Source organism: Pseudomonas sp. AL 58 (genome assembly GCF_036348395.1).
GTDB classification, from domain to species: Bacteria; Pseudomonadota; Gammaproteobacteria; order Pseudomonadales; family Pseudomonadaceae; genus Aquipseudomonas; species Aquipseudomonas defluvii.
In genome coordinates, this window is record NZ_JAZBQR010000013.1 from 153749 (window position 1) to 175433 (window position 21685).

General features: G+C 60.5%; 14 protein-coding genes and 1 other RNA gene. All 15 read left to right on the top strand.

Annotated features, from left to right (window positions below; genetic code table 11):
* Nucleotides 1-3489 (top strand): chromosome segregation protein SMC, encoded by a 3489-nt coding sequence (gene smc / locus UIA24_RS15960; protein ID WP_330523270.1) that lies wholly within the window; start codon nucleotides 1-3, stop codon nucleotides 3487-3489.
* Between the two features lie 204 nt (nucleotides 3490-3693).
* Nucleotides 3694-4578: a cell division protein ZipA gene (zipA, locus tag UIA24_RS15965; RefSeq protein WP_330523271.1), complete on the top strand. Its 885-nt coding sequence runs from the start codon at nucleotides 3694-3696 to the stop codon at nucleotides 4576-4578.
* A gap of 240 nt (nucleotides 4579-4818) precedes the next feature.
* Nucleotides 4819-7185, top strand: a complete 2367-nt coding sequence (gene ligA / locus UIA24_RS15970) for an NAD-dependent DNA ligase LigA (RefSeq protein ID WP_330523272.1) — start codon at nucleotides 4819-4821, stop codon at nucleotides 7183-7185.
* 111 nt (nucleotides 7186-7296) lie between these two features.
* Nucleotides 7297-7393: signal recognition particle sRNA small type (gene ffs / locus UIA24_RS15975), an RNA gene on the top strand.
* 197 nt (nucleotides 7394-7590) lie between these two features.
* A complete protein-coding gene (gene dnaX / locus UIA24_RS15980) occupies nucleotides 7591-9639 on the top strand; it encodes a DNA polymerase III subunit gamma/tau (protein WP_330523273.1) in 2049 nt (682 codons plus the stop codon).
* A 70-nt stretch (nucleotides 9640-9709) separates the two neighbouring features.
* Nucleotides 9710-10036, top strand: coding sequence for a YbaB/EbfC family nucleoid-associated protein (locus UIA24_RS15985; RefSeq protein ID WP_065760970.1), 327 nt, complete (start codon nucleotides 9710-9712; stop codon nucleotides 10034-10036).
* Nucleotides 10037-10328: 292 nt separating this feature from the next.
* Nucleotides 10329-10796: a CS1 type fimbrial major subunit gene (locus UIA24_RS15990; RefSeq protein WP_330523275.1), complete on the top strand. Its 468-nt coding sequence runs from the start codon at nucleotides 10329-10331 to the stop codon at nucleotides 10794-10796.
* 1496 nt (nucleotides 10797-12292) lie between these two features.
* Nucleotides 12293-12778: a CS1 type fimbrial major subunit gene (locus UIA24_RS15995; RefSeq protein ID WP_330523276.1), complete on the top strand. Its 486-nt coding sequence runs from the start codon at nucleotides 12293-12295 to the stop codon at nucleotides 12776-12778.
* 168 nt (nucleotides 12779-12946) lie between these two features.
* Nucleotides 12947-15484, top strand: coding sequence for a CS1-pili formation C-terminal domain-containing protein (locus UIA24_RS16000; RefSeq protein WP_330523277.1), 2538 nt, complete (start codon nucleotides 12947-12949; stop codon nucleotides 15482-15484).
* Between the two features lie 31 nt (nucleotides 15485-15515).
* Entirely contained in the window at nucleotides 15516-16727 is a 1212-nt protein-coding gene (locus tag UIA24_RS16005) for a hypothetical protein (RefSeq protein WP_330523278.1), read from the top strand.
* A gap of 87 nt (nucleotides 16728-16814) precedes the next feature.
* A complete protein-coding gene (locus UIA24_RS16010) occupies nucleotides 16815-18020 on the top strand; it encodes a hypothetical protein (RefSeq protein WP_330523279.1) in 1206 nt (401 codons plus the stop codon).
* A 39-nt stretch (nucleotides 18021-18059) separates the two neighbouring features.
* The gene (locus tag UIA24_RS16015; protein ID WP_330523280.1) at nucleotides 18060-18800 is read left to right on the top strand and encodes a molecular chaperone; all 741 of its coding nucleotides are present in this window, start codon (nucleotides 18060-18062) and stop codon (nucleotides 18798-18800) included.
* 82 nt (nucleotides 18801-18882) lie between these two features.
* The gene (locus UIA24_RS16020; protein ID WP_330523281.1) at nucleotides 18883-19341 is read left to right on the top strand and encodes a CS1 type fimbrial major subunit; all 459 of its coding nucleotides are present in this window, start codon (nucleotides 18883-18885) and stop codon (nucleotides 19339-19341) included.
* A gap of 206 nt (nucleotides 19342-19547) precedes the next feature.
* Nucleotides 19548-20276: a pilus assembly protein gene (locus UIA24_RS16025; RefSeq protein WP_065760961.1), complete on the top strand. Its 729-nt coding sequence runs from the start codon at nucleotides 19548-19550 to the stop codon at nucleotides 20274-20276.
* 100 nt (nucleotides 20277-20376) lie between these two features.
* Complete coding sequence (gene recR / locus UIA24_RS16030) at nucleotides 20377-20979, top strand: recombination mediator RecR (protein ID WP_065760962.1); 603 nt, start codon at nucleotides 20377-20379, stop codon at nucleotides 20977-20979.
* Nucleotides 20980-21685 lie beyond the last annotated feature (706 nt).

Sequence of the window (21685 nt, forward strand, 5' to 3'; positions counted from 1 at the left end):
ATGCGCCTCAAGTGCATTCGCCTGGCCGGGTTCAAGTCCTTCGTCGACCCGACCACCGTCAACTTCCCCAGTAACATGGCGGCCGTTGTCGGGCCCAATGGCTGTGGCAAGTCCAACATCATCGACGCGGTGCGTTGGGTGATGGGCGAAAGCTCGGCCAAGAACCTGCGCGGCGAGTCGATGACCGATGTCATCTTCAATGGTTCGACCAGCCGCAAGCCGGTCAGCCAGGCGAGTATCGAGCTGGTCTTCGACAACAGCGACAACACCTTGGTCGGCGAGTACGCCGCCTATGCGGAGATCTCCATTCGCCGCAAGGTCACCCGAGACGCCCAGAACACCTATTTCCTCAATGGCACCAAATGTCGGCGCCGTGACATTACCGATATCTTTCTCGGCACTGGCCTGGGGCCACGCAGCTACTCGATCATCGAACAGGGCATGATCTCCAAGCTGATCGAAGCCAAGCCCGAAGAGCTGCGCAACTTCATCGAAGAAGCCGCCGGTATCTCCAAGTACAAGGAGCGCCGCCGCGAAACCGAGAACCGCATTCGCCGCACCCATGAAAACCTCGAGCGCCTGACCGACCTGCGCGAAGAGCTTGAGCGCCAGCTTGAGCGCTTGCACCGCCAGGCCCAGGCTGCCGAGAAGTACAAGGAATACAAGGCCGAGGAGCGCCAGCTCAAGGCGCAACTGGCGGCACTGCGCTGGCGCGCACTGAACGATCAGGTGGGCCAGCGTGAAGCGATCATCGGCGATCAGGAAGTGGCCTTCGAGGCATTGGTCGCGGAACAGCGCAATGCCGATGCCAGCATCGAGCGCCTGCGTGACGGTCACCATGAGCTGTCTGAACGGTTCAACCTGGTTCAGGGGCGCTTCTATTCGGTGGGCGGTGATATCGCCCGGGTCGAGCAAAGCATCCAGCATGGCCAGCAGCGCTTGCGCCAATTGCAGGATGACCTCAAGGAGGCCGAGCGTTCGCGTCAGGAAACCGAGTCGCACCTGGGGCATGACCGCACGTTGCTGGCAACCCTGGCTGAAGAGCTGGAAATGCTCGAGCCCGAGCAGGAAATGACCCTGGCGGCTGCCGAAGAGTCTGCCGCGACGCTGGAAGAAGCCGAAGGCACCATGCATGGCTGGCAGGAGCAATGGGACAGCTTCAATACCCGTTCGGCCGAGCCGCGCCGTCAGGCCGAAGTGCAGCAGTCGCGCATTCAGCAACTGGAGCACAGCCTGGAGCGTCTGGCCGAGCGTCAGCGCAAACTGGGCGAGGAGCGTGACCAGCTCAGTGCCGACCCTGAAGACGCGGCGATACTGGAGCTGGGCGAGCAATTGGCCAGCAGTGAACTGCTCCTTGAAGACCTGCAACTGGAAGAGCAGCAGGCCGTCGAGCGGCTTGAGGTGCTGCGCGAGCAGTTGCAGCAGGTTGGCAGCGCTCAGCAGCAAACCCAGGGCGAGTTGCAGCGCCTGGGTGGTCGTCTGGCCTCGCTGGAAGCCTTGCAGCAGGCCGCGCTGGACCCTGGCAGCGGCACCGCTCGCTGGTTGCAGGCGCAGGGCCTGGCGCAGCGTCCGCGACTGGCCGAGGGCTTGCGCGTCGAGCCGGGCTGGGAACTGGCGGTCGAGACCGTGCTGGGCGCTGACCTGCAGGCCGTGCTGGTCGATGCGTTCACCGGCCTGGACCTGGCCAGCTTCGATCAAGGCGCATTGCGCCTGCTCGATGTACGCGGCACTGCGACGAGCCAGCCGGGCAGTTTGCTCGACAAGGTTCAAGGCCGTGTCGACCTGGCCCCGTGGCTGGGGCAGGTACGCCCGGTGGAAGATCTCGATGCGGCGTTGGCGCTGCGTGGCCAACTGGCCGAAGGGCAGAGCCTGGTCAGCCGTGACGGTTATTGGGTCGGGCGGCACTTCTTGCGGGTGTCGCGTGCCAGTGATGCCGAGGGCGGGGTGCTCGCCCGAGGGCAGGAGCTTGAGCAACTGCGCCTTGAGCACGAAGCCTTGCAGGCCGAACTGGAGCTTCTGGACGAGCAGCTGCTCACGCTGCGCGAGCAACAGCGCAGCCTGGAGGACGGCCGCGAGCAGATCCGTCGCCGGGCGCAGGACGAAGCGCGCCAGCAGGGCGAGCTCAAGGCACAGTTGTCGGCGGGCAAGGCGCGTGCCGAGCAGTTGGCGCTGCGCCGTCGCCGTCTTGACGAGGAATTGAGCGAGCTGCTTGAGCAGCGTGCCATCGAGCACGAAAGCCTCGGTGAATCGCGCTTGCAACTGCAGGAAGCGCTTGACCTCATGGCGCAGGACACTGAGCAGCGTGAGCTGTTGCTGGCCCAGCGCGACAACCTGCGCGAGCGGCTTGACCGGGTGCGTCAGGAGGCGCGGCAGCACAAGGACCACGCCCACCAGTTGGCAGTGCGTTTGGGCTCGCTCCGTGCCCAGCACGACTCCACGCGTCAGGCGCTTGAGCGCCTTGAGTTGCAGTCCGAGCGGCTGACGGAAAAGCGTGAGCAGTTGACGCTGAACCTGGAGGAGGGCGAGGCGCCGCTGGAAGAGCTCCGGCTCAAGCTCGAAGAGCTGCTGGAAAAACGCATGAGCGTCGATGACGAAATGCGTCAGGCGCGCCTGCACATGGACGAAGCCGACCGCGAGTTGCGCGAGGCCGAAAAACGTCGCAGCCAGGCGGAGCAGCAGTCCCAGCTGCTGCGCGGCCAGCTTGAGCAGCACCGTATGGAATGGCAAGGGCTGAGTGTTCAGCGCAAGGCCTTGCAGGAACAACTGCACACCGATGGCTATGACCTGCACGGCGTGCTCGAAACCCTGACCGAACAGGCCAGCGAGCAGGAAGCGGCGCTTGAACTGGAGCGTATCGACGGGCGCATCCAGCGCCTGGGCGCCATCAACCTGGCGGCCATCGATGAGTACCAGCAGCAGTCCGAGCGCAAGCGCTACCTGGACGCGCAGAACGACGACCTGGTCGAGGCGCTGGAGACGCTGGAAAACGTCATTCGCAAGATCGACAAGGAAACCCGTAATCGCTTCAAGGATACCTTTGATCAGATAAATGCCGGTTTACAGGCACTTTTCCCAAAAGTTTTCGGTGGCGGCAGCGCTTACCTGGAACTGACGGGCGAAGATTTACTCGATACAGGGGTGACGATCATGGCGCGCCCGCCTGGGAAGAAAAACAGCACCATCCACCTGTTGTCCGGTGGGGAGAAGGCGTTGACTGCCCTGGCGTTGGTGTTCGCGATCTTCAAGTTGAACCCGGCACCGTTCTGTATGCTCGACGAAGTCGATGCACCACTGGACGATGCCAACGTGGGGCGTTATGCCCGGCTGGTAAAAGAAATGAGCCAGACCGTGCAATTCATCTATATCACCCACAACAAGATCGCCATGGAAATGGCCGATCAATTGATGGGGGTGACCATGCACGAGCCCGGTTGCTCGCGCCTGGTGGCGGTTGATGTGGAGGAGGCGATGGCCATGGTCGACGCCTGATCGGGTGTCATAAGGCGTGAACCTGCGCTTAATGGACCTGTCAGTTGCGACAGACGGTGTAAAGTTATCTTTGGTCGTGCTAGCTTAATGGCAATTTTTATTACGCGTGGGCAAAACGCCTGTCAGAACATAGAGTTGGCGCCACGTTTTAAAGGGCTTTAAGCCCTTTATTTATCAGCATTTTTTACAGAGGCACGGGATTACATGGAAATCGGTCTGCGCGAGTGGCTGATCGTCATCGGCATTATTGTCATCGCCGGTATTCTTTTTGACGGCTGGCGTCGTATGCGTGGTGGCAAGGGTAAGCTGAAATTCCGTCTGGATCGCAGTTTCTCCAACCTGCCTGACGAGGAGAGCAGCCCTGATGTGCTGGGGCCTTCCCGTGTGCTGGACAATCACAAGGAGCCGGAGCTGGATGAGCAGGACCTGCCATCCATGAGTGCGCCGCTGCGTGAGCGTGAACGTGAACGTGAGAGCAAGCCGAAGTCTTCCAAGCGCAACAAGCGTAACAGCGAGCCGCAACAGGGCGACCTGAACCTGGCCGCTGAGCCGCGTGAGCCGGACCTGTTCGCCGATGCGTCCGATGACTTCCCGGACGAAACGCGCACCAAGAGCACCGGCTTTGGCGCTGCCAATGCAGGCAAAGAGTTGCCACCGGTAGAAGAAGTGCTGGTGATCAGCGTGATTTCCCGTGACGAGGGCGGCTTCAAGGGCCCGGCGCTGCTGCAGAACATTCTTGAAAGCGGTTTGCGTTTTGGCGAAATGGACATTTTCCACCGTCACGAAAGCATGGCCGGTAACGGCGAAGTGCTGTTCTCCATGGCCAACGCAGTCAAGCCAGGTGTATTTGACCTGGACGACATCGACCACTTCAGCACGCGTGCAGTGAGCTTCTTCCTGGGCCTGCCGGGCCCGCGTCATCCGAAGCAGGCATTCGACGTGATGGTGGCGGCTGCACGCAAACTGGCACACGAGCTCAATGGTGAGCTCAAAGATGACCAGCGTAGCGTCATGACCGCGCAGACCATCGAGCACTACCGCCAGCGCATCGTCGAGTTCGAGCGTCGGGCGCTGACCCAGAAGCGTTGATCCCAAGCACCCTAAACACTCAAAGAGCAGCCACGGCTGCTCAGGTTGCTGACAGCCCCCCTGTGTGATCTTCGTGGGAGCAGGCGTGCCTGCGAAGCGATCGATGGGGTGCCCGTGAATTCGCGGCGCCTGCATCGCAGACAAGCCTGCTCCTACCGTGAGAAAACCGCTGAAAAGCGGGGGTGTGTCAGCAGCCTGGGCAGCCAGGGTTGCTCTTTTGCATGGCAAGAGAACACGAACATGACCGTCGAAACCCGAATCCTCGCACTGCGTGCCGAACTCCAGCAGCACAACCGGCGCTACTACGAGCAGGATGCCCCGAGCATTCCGGATGTCGAGTATGACCGCCTGTTCCGCGAACTGCAGGCCCTGGAAGCAGAACACCCCGAACTGGTGACAGCCGACTCGCCCACCCAGCGTGTTGGTGGCGCAGCGCTGTCGGCCTTCAGCCAGGTGCGCCATGAAGTGCCCATGCTGAGCCTGGGTAACGCTTTCGAGGAAAGCGACCTGCGTGACTTCGATCGACGGGTGGTCGAAGGGCTGGAGCTGCCAGCGGGCGACCTGTTCGGGGACGGCGCGGCCGTGGAGTACAGCTGCGAGCCGAAGCTCGATGGCCTGGCGGTCAGCCTGCTCTATCGCGATGGCCTGCTGGTGCAAGGCGCAACCCGTGGCGATGGCACCACCGGCGAAGACATCAGTGTCAACGTGCGTACCGTGCGCAACATTCCGCTCAAGCTAGAGGGGGCAGGGTGGCCGGCCGTTTTGGAGGTGCGCGGTGAAGTGTTCATGTCCAAGGCGGGCTTCGATCGGTTGAACGCCAGCCAGATCGAAAACGGCGGCAAAACCTTCGCCAACCCGCGTAACGCCGCCGCAGGCAGCCTGCGTCAGCTCGACTCGAAAGTCACCGCGAGCCGGCCGCTGGAGTTCTGCTGCTATGGCCTGGGGCAGGTCTCGGCAGACATTGCCGACACCCATGTCGGCATTTTGCAGCAACTCAAGGCCTGGGGCTTGCCGATCAGTCACGAACTGAAACTGGCCGTGGGTGTAGCGCAATGCCTGGACTACTACCGCGACATCGGCCGTCGCCGCAATGACCTGCCCTATGAAATCGACGGCGTGGTGTTCAAGGTCAACAGCTTGGCCTATCAGCGCGAGTTGGGTTTTCGCGCGCGTGAGCCGCGTTGGGCGATTGCCCACAAGTTCCCGGCCATGGAAGAGCTGACCGAAGTCCTCGACGTGGAATTTCAGGTGGGCCGTACCGGCGCGGTGACGCCAGTGGCGCGCCTGAAGCCGGTGAAGGTCGCCGGGGTCACGGTAGCCAACGCGACCTTGCACAACATGGACGAAGTCGACCGGCTGGGCTTGCGGATCGGTGACACGGTGATCATCCGCCGTGCTGGCGACGTGATCCCTCAGGTCATGCAGGTGGTGCTGGAACGGCGCCCGGCAGATGCACGCCCGGTTCACATTCCGCACACCTGCCCGGTGTGTGGTTCGCACGTCGAGCGTACCCAGTTGGTCAAGCGCAGCAAGGGCAAGGAGACGGTCAGCGAGGGCGCCGTCTACCGCTGTGTCGGGCGCCTGGCGTGTGCCGCCCAGGTCAAGCAGGCGATCATCCATTACGTCTCGCGCCGAGCCATGGACATCGACGGGCTGGGTGAGAAAAGCGTCGAGCAACTGGTCGACGAAGGCCTGATCCGTTCGCCTGCCGATCTCTACAGCCTGACCTTCGAGCAGATCGTCGACCTGGAAGGCTTTGCCGAGTTGTCCAGCAAGAACCTGCTGGCGGCCATCGCGCAGAGCAAACAGCCCGCGTTGGCGCGGTTCATTTATGCCTTGGGTATTCCCGATGTCGGCGAAGAAACCGCCAAGGTGCTGGCGCGCTCCCTGGGTTCGCTGGCGCGGGTGAGGGTGGCGTTGCCTCAAGTGCTGACCTACCTGCCGGATATCGGCCTGGAAGTGGCCCATGAGATCCACAGTTTCTTTGGCGACGCCCACAACCAGGCGGTCATCAACCAATTGCTCGGCGCCGGCATCGCCTTGCAGGATGAAGGCGAGGTGCATGCCGAGTTCGCTGCCAGCACCACCCTGGCAGGCCTCATCGAAAAACTGAACATCCCGGGCATTGCAGCGACCGGCGCCAGGAACCTGGCCGAAAAAGCCGGCAGCCTCGAGCAGGTGATTGCGCTGAGCCGCGACTGGCTCGAACTGAGCGTCATGAAAGGCCTTAACGAAAAGGCCAAGCAGGGCTTGCGTGAATTTTTCGCCGTACCGGACAACGTAGCCCAGGCGCTTGCCATCGAGGTGCAATTGTCTGAGTTCGGCATGCACTGGGCCAGTGAGAAAAAAGTCGCCGAAGGCTTGCCGCTGGCCGGCCAGACCTGGGTGCTCACCGGTACCCTGGAGCGCATGAGCCGCGACGTGGCGAAGGTCAAGCTGGAAGGGCTGGGCGCCAAGGTTGCCGGCTCGGTCTCGGCCAAGACCCACTGCGTGGTCGCCGGCCCCGGCGCAGGTTCCAAGCTGGCCAAGGCCAATGAACTGGGCCTTCAGGTGATGGATGAGGACGCCTTTGTCGTCTTTCTCGCCAGCCACGGCATCGAGGCATGAAGCCAAGTCCTTGAGAAACGTTGGTTTTTTCTTGAGGCAGAGGTTGTAACTTGGCGCAAGACCGGTACAATGGCGCGGCTCGTCGCTTGATGAGCCGCGTAGTGGTGGCCCCATCGGTCCCCCCGCAACGATTACCCGTCAACCTGGTCAGGCCCGGAAGGGAGCAGCCATAGCGGGAACATCGTGTGCCGGGGTGTGGCTGGTGGGGTCGCCTCCATTTAGAAAGTCCCCCCTCCTTATATTTCCTCTCTCAGACAGCGCTTTTGCTGTGTGAGCGGTCGGCTTTTCGACGATTGAGCCGCCTGCTGCCTGTCCTCTTGCACAGCGTAGACGACACCGGATGCAATTTTGCCCCCGCTCCGCTAGCATTAGCCCTCTTCAGCTTCTGGATCGCGACGGTTTTCGATGAGTTATCAGGTTCTTGCACGTAAATGGCGTCCGCGCTCGTTCCGCGAAATGGTCGGCCAGACCCATGTGCTCAAGGCCCTCATCAACGCGCTGGACAACCAGCGCCTGCACCACGCCTACCTGTTTACCGGTACCCGGGGTGTGGGCAAGACCACCATCGCGCGCATTATTGCCAAATGCGTTAACTGCGAAACCGGCATCACCTCGACCCCGTGCGGCACCTGTTCGGTCTGCCGGGAGATCGACGAAGGGCGTTTTGTCGACCTGATCGAGATCGACGCCGCCAGCCGGACCAAGGTCGAGGACACCCGCGAGCTGCTCGACAACGTGCAGTACGCCCCTAGCCGTGGGCGCTTCAAGGTCTACTTGATCGACGAAGTCCACATGCTCTCCAGCCACTCGTTCAACGCCTTGCTCAAGACGCTGGAAGAGCCGCCGCCTTACGTCAAGTTCATCCTCGCCACCACCGATCCGCAGAAACTGCCGGCCACGATCCTGTCGCGCTGCCTGCAGTTCTCGCTGAAAAACATGACCCCGGAGCGCGTCGTCGAACACCTGAGCCATGTGCTGGGTGTCGAGAACGTACCGTTTGAAGATGATGCACTGTGGCTGCTTGGTCGCGCTGCCGACGGTTCGATGCGCGACGCCATGAGCCTGACCGACCAGGCCATCGCCTTTGGTGAAGGCAAGGTGTTGGCCGCCGATGTCCGTGCGATGCTCGGTACCCTTGACCACGGCCAGGTCTACGGAGTGCTCCAGGCACTGCTTGAGGGCGATGCCCGGGCATTGCTCGAGGCGGTTCGGCAATTGGCCGAACAGGGCCCGGACTGGAGCGGTGTGCTCGCTGAAATGCTCAATGTGCTGCACCGCGTGGCCATTGCCCAGGCCTTGCCCGAGGCGGTCGATAACGGCCAGGGTGACCGCGAACGCGTGCTGGCACTGGCGCAGGCACTGCCTGCCGAAGATGTGCAGTTTTACTACCAGATGGGCCTGATTGGCCGCCGTGACCTGCCGCTGGCACCCGACCCGCGCAGTGGTTTCGAGATGGTGCTGTTGCGGATGCTGGCCTTCCGTCCGGCCGATACCCCGGACGCACCCAGGCCAACGCTAAAGCCAGTGGGGATCAGCCAGGCCACAGCTGATTCCACGGTAGCAGTGGCTGCGGCCACCGCTATGCCGCCGGTACAGGCGCCCGTGGCCGTGGTCGAGTCACCAGCCCCTGTGCCGGTCTTGCCGGCTGAGCCTGAGCCTGAGCCTGAGCCGGTTGCAGAACCCGCTCCCGTTGTGTCGGCACCGGCTGAGGCCGAGATCGATCTGCCGTGGAACGACCCGCCCATGGCGCAGCCTGCTGTAGAGCCAGAGCCAGAGCCAGAGCCAGTCGCTGAAGCGGACGTGGTCGAGGCGGCACAGCCTGTTGTTTCAGTAGCCGCGCCGGTGCAGGAAGCGCCGCCACCGCATGATGATGCCAGCTACAGCCCGGCGGGCATGGAGCGTGACGACGAGCCGCCGCTGGACGAGGATTACTACGAACCTGAGCTGGACCCAATGGGCTACAGCTACCTGGACGAGCTGGCCAGCGAAATGGTGCCCGCCGTTGCCGAGCCTGAACCGGTAGTCTTGCCGGCCGCCCAGCCGGCCACCGGGCTTGCGCTGCAATGGTTGGAAATGTTCCCTGCGTTGCCGGTTTCCGGCATGACCGGCAATATCGCCGCCAACTGCACCCTGATGGCCGCTGAGGGCGACAATTGGCTGCTGCATCTGGACCCAGGGCAGGGCGCGTTGTTCAACGCCACCCAGCAACGTCGCCTTAACGACGCGCTGAACCAGCACCTGGGGCGCAGCATCAACCTGGTCATTGAACTGATCCAGCCCCAGCAGGAAACCCCGGCCCAGGCCGCTGCGCGTCGCCGTGCCGAGCGCCAGCGTGATGCTGAAGCGTCAATTCATGCTGATCCGTTCATCCAGCAGATGATCCAGCAGTTCGGTGCCGTGGTGCGTGAGGATACTATTGAACCTGTGGACGCTTTCGTTGGCCAAAGCGAGTAACTGAATGACACTGGCGGCCTGGAGCGTGCTCCTGGCCGTATTCCGTAATGTGATACTTGAGGTGATCCCCATGATGAAAGGTGGCATGGCCGGCCTGATGAAGCAGGCACAGCAGATGCAGGAAAAAATGGCCAAGATGCAGGAAGAACTTGCCAATGCTGAAGTGACCGGTCAATCCGGTGCAGGCCTGGTCAGCGTGGTGATGACCGGGCGTCACGACGTCAAGCGCATCAGCATCGACGACAGCCTGATGCAGGAAGACAAGGAAGTCCTCGAAGACCTGATCGCCGCCGCCGTCAACGACGCGGTACGCAAGGTCGAGCAGAACAGCCAGGACAAAATGGGCAGCATGACCGCCGGCATGCAACTGCCGCCGGGCTTCAAAATGCCGTTCTAAGGCATCAGTCGTAAAAAATGCCAGGCCAATGCCTGGCATTTTTTTTGTTCGAACATTAGAGATTACTTGTAGGCAAATGATGCGAAATTGAAAATCCTGAGGAAAATTCCTACGTCCCTCGAGCTCTGCGCCTACATAAGCGAGGCAGAAGGATGTCGATAATGTGCGCATTGGTTGGCAGCGACTGCGATCTGAATGATAGCGCTGCAGGCCATGAACAGGGGGCGCCGGTTGGCGTTTCTGTTAAGCCTTACTAACCGCTTGAATTCGTACATTATCAAAGGTGCATATCATGAAATACTGGATCATCCCGTTCGCCATGCTCGCTGCCGGTAGCGTTTTTGCCAGTAACCCCGTTCGCAAGCAAGTTGAAGTCATTGCCCATATTCCGGCCGCTTCGTTTTATGTTGTGGCTGAAAACGGCTGGGATACTCGGGTGCAAGAGTTGAGCTACAACGTGGTAACCGAAACGCTGAGGCCCGTCGTTCAGCGCCTGATTGCCAAGAGCACCACCGGGGCCATTGAGGCCCGACTTGAAGGACCGGCCCAGATGAATAGTGGCGCCGATGCAATCAACCTTAATGTCAGCATCAATGGGGTTGATCTGGACAATACCGCCAAGATTGTGGTGCCTGAGAGTCAAAGGGGCAACCAGGTGTTCATTCCGATCGAAATCTCTGCCCAGGCGGGCCCTTATGCGCCGGGTAGTTACTCGGGCATGGTCAACATGACCTTTGAAACACCGCTTGTTTCGCGCTGATTGCTTAGCATATAGCGCTGTTGCCAAACCTGGGGTTCGCACTTGATGCAGTGCGAACCCCAGGTTTTTTCGTTTAGGTCTACGGCACCCCACCGAAGCCATCGCAGGCAAGCCAGCATCCTGTAGGAGCCGGGCTTGCCCGCGATGCAAACGCCACGAACTCACTGACACCCCACCGACGCCATCGCAGGCAAGCCAGCTCCAACAGAGCCCGCGCAACCTGTAGGAGCGGGTCTTGCCCGCGATGCAGGCACCACGCACTCACTGACACCCCACCGACGCCATCGCAGGCAAGCCAGCTCCAACAGGCCCCGCGCCAGCCTGTAGGAGCCGGGCTTGCCCGCGATGCAAACGCCGCGCACTCACTGGCACCCCACCGACGCCATCGCAGGCAAGCCAGCTCCAACAGAGCCCGCGCCAGCTGTAGGAGCGGGTCTTGCCCGCGATGCAAACGCCGCGCACTCACTGGCACCCCACCGACGCCATCGCAGGCAAGCCTGCATCCTGTAGGAGCGGGTCTTGCCCGCGATGCAGGCACCGCGAACTCGCTGGCACCCCACCGAAATCATCGCAGGCAAGCCAGCTCCAACAGGCCCCGCGCCAGCTGTAGGAGCGGGTCTTGCCCGCGATGCAAACGCCGCGCACTCACTGAAACCCCCACCGAAGCCATCGCAGGCAAGCCAGCTCCAACAGAGCCCGCGCTAGCCTTTAGGAGCCGGGCTTGCCCGCGATGCAAACGCCGCGGACTCACTGAAACCCCACCGAAGCCATCGCAGGCAAGCCAGCTCCAACACGGCTCGCGCAACCTGTAGGAGCCGGGCTTGCCCGCGATGCAAACGCCGCGCACTCACTGAAACCCCACCGAGGCCATCGCAGGCAAGCCAGCTCCAACAGAGCCCGCGCCAGCTGTAGGAGCGGGTCTTGCCCGCGATGCAGGCACCGCGCACTCACTGACACCCCACCGACGCCATCGCAGGCAAGCCAGCTCCAACAAAAACCGCGCTTGCCCCCGATGCAGGCACCACGGACTCACTGAAACCCCGCCGACGCCATCGCAGGCAAGCCAGCTCCAACAGGCCCCGCGCCAGCTGTAGGAGCGGGTCTTGCCCGCGATGCAAGCGCCGCGGACTCACTGAAACCCCGCTAAAGCCATCGTAGGCAAGCCTTGCTCCTACAGAGTGACCGTGTTGCCAGCAAGTGTGGCAGGCGCTGCGTGCGTGCTGATACCCCACTGATCCTATCGTAGGCAAGGCCTACTCCTACAAAGGTGCAGTCACGGGTTATGCGCTTATCGCGGGCTTTAGTAAGAATATTCCTACATTTTCTGAGCTTAGTACCTACATCTTGCGTGTAAAGCAATCGCCATACTGTGCGCATTGGTTAGCAGTGATGAATGTCTGACAGATAGCGCTGTAAGCCATAGACAGAAACTTGCTTATGTAAGGCTGTCGATTGCATCAAACCCATTGTTTCTCGAAATTCCCTGTGGAGTTCATATGAAGAAGTTCCTGGTTGTTCCTTTCGCCATGCTCGTTGCTGGCAGCGCCTTTGCTGTTGATACGAAAAGCAAGACGGTTGATATCACTGCTAATATTCCAACCGATGCATTCTATGTTGAGGCCGACACGGGTTGGGATACTGCCCCTCAAGCATTGCCTTATAACGCAGTTACGCAAACTTTGACGCCAGTCCAGCAGCGTTATGTTGCCAAGAGCACCTCGGGCGCCATTAGCGCCAAACTCGACGGTGTGCCGCAAATCAACAGCGGCGCAGACGCGATTCTCCTTGATGTTGAGTTTAACGGCATCAGACTGACTACTACCAGCCAGGTGGTTATCCCGACTGCTGCTGCCGCTACAGAATCGATCGTGGGGTTCAAAGTTGCTGCTCAGGCCGGTCCATATGATCCAGGTAGCTACAGCGGCACTGTCAACATGACGTTTGAAACTCCGCTGCCTACAGTGCCTACATCGGGGAGCTAATGTCACCGATGTAACCGCTACACCGTCTCTAGTTTGAATGCCTGGGGGTATTGTGTTCCCCCTCGTGCCCCCAGGCTGCTATTACGCTTTCCCGTTTAAACCTCCCCATCTTTAATCGTTCGCGCTTGTTTTTGCGCGAGCCGGGGACTTATTGCCCGAGAGATGATCATGACAACTTTTCCGTACGCCAAAAGTTTGTTAGCGCTTGCACTTGCCGGTGCATTGAGCATTGGGCTGGGTACGGCTCAGGCCAACCAGCAGCCCTCGAGCGCAATCTCGCTGCTGACCCAGGCCCAGGGCCTGCCGGCGGAGTTTCGTGATCATTTCTTTGATGTACCCCTGGCCGTACGGGTCGACCTCGACGGCCGTTTCATGGCAGAAGCCATGCTGATTCTCACCCGTGACGAGAAGGTTCAACTGCTTGAGTACACCGATACCCACGAGTCGGAGGTTTCGGCGCAGGTGTTGCAGCAGTGGTTGGCCACCTTGAACGACCCGCAGCCGTTGGGCGATTGCACCAAAAAATGCGCCAATGGGCTCTTGGCCCTGCATTACAGCCTGGCCAACTCGCAGCTGTCGATTCTGACCCAGGCCGCCGAGCGTGATGCCAGCCTGGCGCGTTTTCATGCCTTGCCCGAGCAGGGCAGCCACGGCGTGCTGCTGCGCAACCAGTTGAACCTTTCCGGCGGGGAGCGCGACGTGCATGGCACTTACACCCTGGAAGGTGTAGGCAGTGTAGGGCAGTGGACCACCACGGCCCGTGGCCAGGTGGACCGCAGTTCGGGCACCGGCGGCCAGATGCAACGCTACCGGGTCAGTGACCTGCACGCCGACCGCCTGGTCGATGACCGCTTCTACCGTTTGGGCTACTTTGCCCCGAGCGCTCAAGGGCTTACCCGTCAGCCGAACACCCTGGGCAGTCGCCCGGAGGGCATCGTAGGGTTCATGTTCGGCTCGAACGACAGCCTGGTGATCAATGACGGCCAGGCCAGCACCACCCCGATCTACGTCACGCCCAACCGCCCGGCGACGGTCGAGGTGTACCGTGATGGCTCGTTGATCTACACCCAGGCCGTGCAACCAGGCCTGCAAACCCTCGACACGCGCAGCCTGCCGGGGGGGATCTATGAAGTGGAAGTGCGCCTGATTGAAGATGGCGAGATCACCTCGCGTAGCGAAGAGTTCGTGTACAAGCCGCGCAACTGGTCGAACCCGGACCAGCGCTGGCGCTACAACGCCTACCTGGGGCAAAGCCAGGACCTGCTGAGCAATTGGCAGGATGACCGGGCCAAAAGCCTGGGCGCCGGGGTGATGGCCAACTACCTGCTGCACCCGCGTGCCGTGCTGGGGCTTTCTACCGAGCGCGTCAACGACGCCATGCAGTACGGCACCTCGCTGGATTGGGACATCAAAGACAACGTCAAGCTGTACGGTAACCTGCATCACACCGAAAACCAGGGCAATGGCTACGACCTGCAAAGCATCTATGCCCACAAAGGCGGCAGCGTGGTCCTCAGCCACAGCCGTTCCTGGATAGAGACCACCACCGGTAACTCGGTAGACCGCCTGAACAGCCGTGCCAAGCGTGAAGTGCGTGAAACGCAACAGAATTCGCTCAGCCTGCAGCAGCGCCTGGACGACAAGAACAGCGCCAACCTGCGGGTTAACCACAGCACGGGTGCCAACTCGGGTGTGGGTGTCGACTTGTCCTGGGTGCGCCGTGGCATGGTCATGGGTTCGGATGCGACCTGGCGTTTCTCGGTGTTCGACCGCCCCGGCAGTGCCAGCAGCGGTGGGGCGCGTAACCGCGGCGTCGATGTCAGCCTGACCATGAGCCTGGGCAGCGATGGCAGCCGTGCCTATGGCAGCCTTGGCAGCCGCACTGGCCGTGACGGCAGCCGCGAGCACAACGCCTCGCTCAGCTATCAGCAGCAACTCGACCACGGCGTGCTGCGCAGCGTGACCGGTACCCTCAACGCCGACAGCTTCGGCGTGGGCGTTGGTTCCAGTGCAGAGCTGCAGGGCCGTGCCATGTCCGGTTCTGCCCACCTGCAAACCTCATCGTTCAACAACGAACTGAGTGGCGGCCTGAACCTGCAAAGCACCGTGGGTATTGGTGGCGGCTCAGTGGCCATGAGCGGCGACACCGGCCTGATGCAGTCGGCCATGGTGGTGGATGTCGAGTCCGACTTCACCGACCTGGAAATGCAGGCCTACGACCAACAGGGCTTGGCCAGCACCCTTAAACCGGGGCGCAACCTGGTCCCGGTGTCGGCGTACAAGTCCGGCAACCTGCAGTTCGACTTCAACGGCGATGCGGCGCCTGCGGCGGTAATCCAGCCGGCCTCGGCCAGCTACCACCTGAACAAGGGCGGTGTGGCGTACCAGAAAGTGCGGATCATGCGCACCGTGACCGTGATCGGCCGGTTGCTCGACAAGAGCGGCGAGCCGCTGCGTGGCGCGATGGTGATCAACCATGCCAGCCGCAGTGTCAGTGAGGCCGATGGGTTCTTCTCTGTGGAAATGAGCGAATCCACGCCTACGCTGGAAGTGCGGCACAAAGGTGGCCAGCAGTGCTTCCTGCGCCTGGACAAAGACCGCTACGAGCGTGAGCACGATGTGTTGCTGGTCGGCGACCAGACCTGCACGCCTGAGCGGCTGGCAGCGGCAGAACCGGCCAAGGCGCCAAGCGCCAAGCGTGGCTAACCTTGACGCTAACGACGATGGAGAGGTCGGTATGAAACCGATGAAAACAATGCGCCTGGCGGCGCTTTCGCTGGCGCTGCTGGGTGGCGCCGAGGTTGCGATGGCATCTGAGGTGACGATTACTGCGGAGTTTCGGCCTTCTTCGACGAATATGCGGTTTAAAAATACGACGCCGATTAGTGGGTTTTGTAATCGTTGGCCTTCTTATGCTTCGTGTCAGGAGGATGATGGAAAATCTATTGATTTAGGTATTAATTACACTAAAGAAACGGTGTCATGGGCCCCGATTGAGAGAGACAGATTTTATGCGCTGTTTCCGGGAACTCAGCTTGTGGACGTTTCGGCGGCTGGTGGGGCTCCGGTTCAATTGAGCTTTTCATTCACCTCGTTCAGTGCGTATTTAGTAAAAAGAAGTGGCCTCGGATTTCCCGCGAATTGGGGGTTTTATGTCGAAGGTGGATGTAGGGCATTGCAGGGGGCTATAGGTAATGGTGTGAGTTGGGGTGTTAATCTGTGGGGTATTAATAGTCCTGAAAGTCCTACTGGGTGCCACGTGGGTGCTCATGGCGAAGGTGAGGGGCTTCGGGCTGTTTCGGATATTTCAGAGTTTTCGGTTGCTTATAAACTGATCGCACCTAACCCATTGGCAATGCCAGCAGGTCTTTACACGGGCGAAGTGAATTACAGTGTTGGCGAGAATGGTCAAATTGCACTCGGTAATAACGTCACCAACCTCAATACCAATAGCCTGAAAATCAAATTCGAACTCGATGTACAACACGCCTTCGAACTGCAGTTCCCGGCCAACTCCGACAAGGTGATCCTCGAGCCGCCAGGTGGCTGGATGCGCTGGCTGAATGGCGGGCCTGCGCCCGAGAAGTTGGTGCGCGACCTGCCGTTCCGGATTACCAAAACCGGGCCGATGTCTGTTTTCATGGAATGTGAGTACCTAGTCGGCCTCCTATGTGGTGTTCGAAACCCCCGCAATAATCACATTGCTGCGTTGGATATAAAAATGTCGCTGCCCGGGGGGCTTCAGCTCCATAACGGCCAGGCGGTAGAGCGCCACCCGATCCCGACCGGGCGCACGATGCCGCTGCGTGTCGAGACGGTGACGCCGGTGTTCAACCAGCCCGGGGCGCTACATTTTGCGACGGCCCCTGGTGAAGCGGCAGCGATGGTGCAACACCCGGGAGACACCTACCGGGGGAATGTCACGGTGGTGTTCGATGCCTTGCTCTAGCACCTTTAATGCGCCTGTATACGGCTCAGACCGTGCAAATCGCCAAGCGTGGCTAACCTTGACGCTAACGACGATGGAGAGGTCGGTATGAAACCAATGAAAACAATGCGCCTGGCGGCGCTTTCGCTGGCGCTGCTGGGTGGCGCCGAGGCTGCGTTGGCATCCGAGGTGACGATTACGGCGCAGTTCCGGCCTTCTTCGACGAATATGCGGTTTGAAAATACGACGCCTGTTAGTGGGTTTTGTGGTATTTGGCCGAGTTATCCTGCCTGTAGTACTCAAGAGGGCAAGTCAGTTGAGTTAGGCATTAGATACACAAAGGACACGGTGTCTTGGGATCCGGACTTTAGAAATCGTTACTATGTGGCGTTTCCGGCAGAGAGGACGGTGGCAGTGTCTTCGCCGGATGGGTCTTCGCGACAATTAAATTTTGCGTTTTCATCATTTAGCGCAACGTTAAGAAATATCAGTGGCCCCGGAAGGATTCCTAATGTGGGGCGGCATGTTGAAGGCGGATGTAATGAGTTACAGGCAGCTGTTGGGTACAGCACTGGTACTAACTTGTGGCGTATTCTAAATCCTACGGCTCCAACCGGTTGTACAACTGGCTCTTATTCGGAAGATCCAGGGCTTCCAGCAGTTACGGCTGTGCAGGCATTTTCTGTTGCTTATCGTTTGATCGCACCTAACCCACTTGAGATGCCAGCTGGTCTCTATACGGGTGAGGTAAATTACACTGTTGGCGAGAATGGTGAAATTGCTCTCGGTAATAACGTCACAAACCTCAATACCAATAGCCTGAAAATCAAATTCGAACTCGATGTACAACACGCCTTCGAACTGCAGTTCCCGGCCAACTCCGACAAGGTGATCCTCGAGCCGCCAGGTGGCTGGATGCGCTGGCTGAATGGCGGGCCTGCGCCCGAGAGGTTGGTGCGCGACCTGCCATTCCGGATTACCAAAACCGGGCCGATGTCTGTTTTCATGGAATGTGAGTACGAAGTCGGCCGCTTATGTGGTATTCGAAATCCCCGCAATAACCATACTGCCGCGTTGGATATAAAGATGTCGCTGCCCGGGGGCCTTCAGCTCCATAACGGCCAGGCGGTAGAGCGCCACCCGATCCCGACCGGGCGCATGCAGCGGCTGCGTGTCGAGACGGCGACGCCGGTGTTCAACCAGCCCGGGGCGCTACATTTTGCGACGGCCCCTGGTGAAGCGGCAGCGATGGTAGCAAACCCGGGAGACACCTACCGGGGGAATGTCACGGTGGTGTTCGATGCCTTGCTCTAGCACCTGGGGTGCGAGGTGAGGCGGCTCAAGAGGAGCGTAATGGCAATGATCAAACGTCAGTTGTGGGCAGCGCTGCTGCTTGGCCAGGCCTGTGTGGCGCAGGCCATGCCTGAGCTTTACGTCGGCACGTTGTATGACTACCTGGGCGCAGAGCGCAGCACGATGCAAAAGCGCTTGAACAACATCGGCAGCTCAACGGCCTTTGTCAGCGTGTCGGTGGCCGAGATGCATTTCGATCACGACGATAAGGTCAAGGAAACCCCGCTGGATGGCCAGGACAGCGGGCAACGGGCGCTGGTGGCAACGCCTTCGCGGTTGATCATTCCGGCCCAGGGTATGCAGAACGTACGCCTGCTGTTTCGCGGTGACCGGACGGTGGAGCGCTACTTTCGCCTGCGCTTCAAGCCGGTGTTGCCCAAAGGCGAGGATGAGTTTGCCCTGAGCAAAGAAGAGGCGGCCCAGTACCAGAAAACCCTTGCGGCGGACGTCAGTGTGCTCAAGGGCTTTGGCACGGTACTGCTGGTGGCACCGCGTAACGTCCGCTATGCCACGGTGCTGGATGACCAGCCGCGTATGTTCCGGGTGCGTAACAACGGTACGGCGTCGGTGGTGTTGGAGTCGTTCAAGGACTGTGACAGCAAGGGCGAGCAGTGTACTGCCCCGTATACCTACCATGTGCGGCCCGGGAAGGTGCGTGAGTTCACCAAGCAGGCCGGGCGCACGTACCAGTTCGAACTGCGCGAAGGCGAGGCCCTTAAACCCTACGCGCTTAAAAGCTGAGTGTGTGTTGTTGGCCGGTTATGCAGTGGCCTGGGGTTGGCATTGCCGGGCCTGTATCTGTGAATTTTTTAGTGAGCCTATTATGAAAAAGTACTTGGCTATCCCGTTAGCATTGCTCGTCGCGGGCAGTGCAATGGCAGTGGATATTCGGAAACAGGTTGAGGTCATTGTTCAGGTTCCGTCGCAGTCGTTTTATGTTCAAGCTGAAGGCGGTTGGGACCAGCGCAGCCAGGCGCTGAGCTATAACGTGATGCAGCAGCGCCTGCAGCCATTGACCAAGCGCTATATCGCCAAGAGCGTTTCGGGGGGCATCCAGGCCAGGCTGGTCCAGCAGCCGGTGATTACCAGTGGTTCGGATTCAATTCCGCTCACTGTGAAGGTGAACGGCAGAGAGCTGAACCTGATCGCTCAAGAGGTGCTTTCGGCCGCCGACAGCAGCGTGCAGGCGTACATGCCGGTGCAGATCTCTGCCGCTGACGGGCCCTATGCGCCCGGGCATTATCAGGGGTTTGTCAATCTGATCTTTGAAACACCCTTGTGAGTGATGTGGCGCCGGGCGCTGAGCGTGGAATGTGTGGTTTGGCAGTGTCTTTGGTAGTGCTCTTGGTAGGAATAGTCCTACACCTCTAGCGGAATAGCCCGGTATGTCCGCGGCTGTTTGTTTGGAAGAATCTGCCTCGCCGGTTAGGGATCATTGCATGCCGGTTAGTTGGTTGTTTCCAAATACCATTAACAAGGGTTTATGCCATGAAAAAACTACTGATCATTGCCGCTGCGCTGTTGTTGCAACCCTGGGCTGCCCAGGCGATGCCACGCCTGAACATCGGCGCCCTGAACGATTATCTCGATGCCTCCAAGACCACTCAGGTCAAGCGTATCTACAATGGCGGCACCTCTACGGCGTTCGTCAAGGTCAGCGTCTGGGAGCTGGTGCGTGGGCCAGACGGCAAGTTCCGTGAAGTGTCCCTCGATGGCCAGGACAGTGCCAGCCGCTCACTGGTGGTAAGCCCCGCTCGGTTGATTATCCCGGCCTCTGGCATGCAGTCGGTGCGTTTGCTGTACCGGGGTGAGCGCGACCGCGAGCGTTACTACCGCCTGCGCTTCAACCCCGTGGTGCCTGAGGTTGGTGATGGCTTTGAGGTGAATGCCGACGGTGCCAAGGACTACAAGGACAGCCTGGAAGCCGGTGTTCAGGTCATGGCGGGATTCGGTTCGCTGTTCTACGTACGCCCAACGAACACCCAGTTCAAGGTTGATATAGATGAGCGCCAGGGCAAGCTGGTGGTGCGTAACAATGGTAACGCGACCGTGGAACTGGACCGTTTCCGTGCCTGCGAAAGCAAGGGCAAGAACTGCGCATCGGCTGTTGTGCACCGTTTGCTGCCAGGGGCTGTGCTTGAGTTCGATAAAACCGGCGGGCGCAGCTATGCCTTCGACCTGATCGAAGGCGAGAAAAAGACCGAAATCGAACGCTAAGTAACCCTTGGGCAGGGTGGCGGGGGGGCGTTGCCGTGGATTTGACGCCACCCCGGCAGCCGGGTATAAACCGCGTTTAGTCGCGTTCAGGCCTTTTCCCATGAGCTTCAGCCCACTCATCCGACAGTTGATCGACGCCTTGCGTACCTTGCCGGGTGTCGGCCAGAAAACGGCGCAGCGTATGGCGCTGCACTTGCTGGAGCGTGACCGCAGTGGCGGTGCGCGCCTGGCGTTGGCACTAAGCCAGGCCATGGATGGGGTTGGGCATTGCCGCCAATGCCGAACCCTGACCGAGCAAGAGCTCTGCCCACAATGTGCCGACCCGCGTCGTGACGACAGCCTGCTGTGTGTGGTTGAAGGGCCGATGGACGTGTATGCGGTGGAGCAGACCGGTTATCGGGGTCGTTACTTTGTGCTTAAGGGGCACTTGTCGCCGCTCGACGGTTTGGGCCCTGAGGCTATCGGCATCCCGCAGTTGATGGCCCGCATTGCCGAGCAGAGCAGCGTGCGTGAAGTGATCCTGGCCACCAACCCGACGGTGGAAGGGGAGGCGACTGCTCATTACATCGCCCAGTTGCTGGCTGACAAAGGCGTCGTCGCATCGCGCATTGCCCATGGCGTGCCGCTGGGTGGTGAGCTGGAACTGGTCGACGGCGGTACCTTGGCGCATTCGTTCGCCGGGCGTAAACCAATCTCGCTTTAGTCGCTGTACGAAAAGCATCGCACTCACTGGTACCCCACCGACGCCATCGCAGGCAAGCCAGCTCCAACAGGGCCCGCGCAACCTGTAGGAGCCGGGCTTGCCCGCGATGCAGACGCCGCGCACTCACTGGTACCTCACCGACGCCATCGCAGGCAAGCCTGCTCCAACAGAGCCCGCGCCAGCTGTAGGAGCGGGTCTTGCCCGCGATGCAGGCGCCGCGAACTCGCTGGCACCGCGCCGACGCCATCGCAGGCAAGCCAGCTCCAACAGGGCCCGCGCCAACTGTAGGAGCCGGGCTTGCCCGCGATACAGACGCCGCGCACTCACTGACACCGCGCCGACGCCATCGCAGGCAAGCCAGCTCCAACAGAGCTCGCGCAACCTGTAGGAGCCGGGCTTGCCCGCGATGCAGACGCCGCGTACTCGCGGATACCCCACCGACGCCATCGCAGGCAAGCCAGCTCCAACAGGCCCCGCGCCAGCTGTAGGAGCCGGGCTTGCCCGCGATACAGACGCCGCGCACTCACTGGCACCGCGCCGACGCCATCGCAGGCAAGCCAGCTCCAACAGAGCCCACGCCAGCTGTAGGAGCCGGGCTTGCCCGCGATGCAGACGCCGTGAACTCACGAGCACCGCGCCGAGGCCATCGCAGGCAAGCCAGCTCCAACAGAAAGTGCAACCTGTAGGAGCCGGGCTTGCCCGCGAT

Bases quoted from the DNA above. Each gene is read 5' to 3' on its own strand.
- ligA (WP_330523272.1), top strand. From the start codon at position 4,819: ATGACCGTCGAAACCCGAATCCTCGCACTGCGTGCCGAACTCCAGCAG.
- zipA (WP_330523271.1), top strand. From the start codon at position 3,694: ATGGAAATCGGTCTGCGCGAGTGGCTGATCGTCATCGGCATTATTGTC.
- UIA24_RS16015 (WP_330523280.1), top strand. From the start codon at position 18,060: ATGGCAATGATCAAACGTCAGTTGTGGGCAGCGCTGCTGCTTGGCCAG.
- recR (WP_065760962.1), top strand. From the start codon at position 20,377: ATGAGCTTCAGCCCACTCATCCGACAGTTGATCGACGCCTTGCGTACC.
- UIA24_RS16000 (WP_330523277.1), top strand. From the start codon at position 12,947: ATGACAACTTTTCCGTACGCCAAAAGTTTGTTAGCGCTTGCACTTGCC.
- UIA24_RS15995 (WP_330523276.1), top strand. From the start codon at position 12,293: ATGAAGAAGTTCCTGGTTGTTCCTTTCGCCATGCTCGTTGCTGGCAGC.
- UIA24_RS15985 (WP_065760970.1), top strand. From the start codon at position 9,710: ATGATGAAAGGTGGCATGGCCGGCCTGATGAAGCAGGCACAGCAGATG.
- UIA24_RS16025 (WP_065760961.1), top strand. From the start codon at position 19,548: ATGAAAAAACTACTGATCATTGCCGCTGCGCTGTTGTTGCAACCCTGG.
- dnaX (WP_330523273.1), top strand. From the start codon at position 7,591: ATGAGTTATCAGGTTCTTGCACGTAAATGGCGTCCGCGCTCGTTCCGC.
- UIA24_RS16020 (WP_330523281.1), top strand. From the start codon at position 18,883: ATGAAAAAGTACTTGGCTATCCCGTTAGCATTGCTCGTCGCGGGCAGT.
- smc (WP_330523270.1), top strand. From the start codon at position 1: ATGCGCCTCAAGTGCATTCGCCTGGCCGGGTTCAAGTCCTTCGTCGAC.
- UIA24_RS16005 (WP_330523278.1), top strand. From the start codon at position 15,516: ATGAAACCGATGAAAACAATGCGCCTGGCGGCGCTTTCGCTGGCGCTG.
- UIA24_RS15990 (WP_330523275.1), top strand. From the start codon at position 10,329: ATGAAATACTGGATCATCCCGTTCGCCATGCTCGCTGCCGGTAGCGTT.
- UIA24_RS16010 (WP_330523279.1), top strand. From the start codon at position 16,815: ATGAAACCAATGAAAACAATGCGCCTGGCGGCGCTTTCGCTGGCGCTG.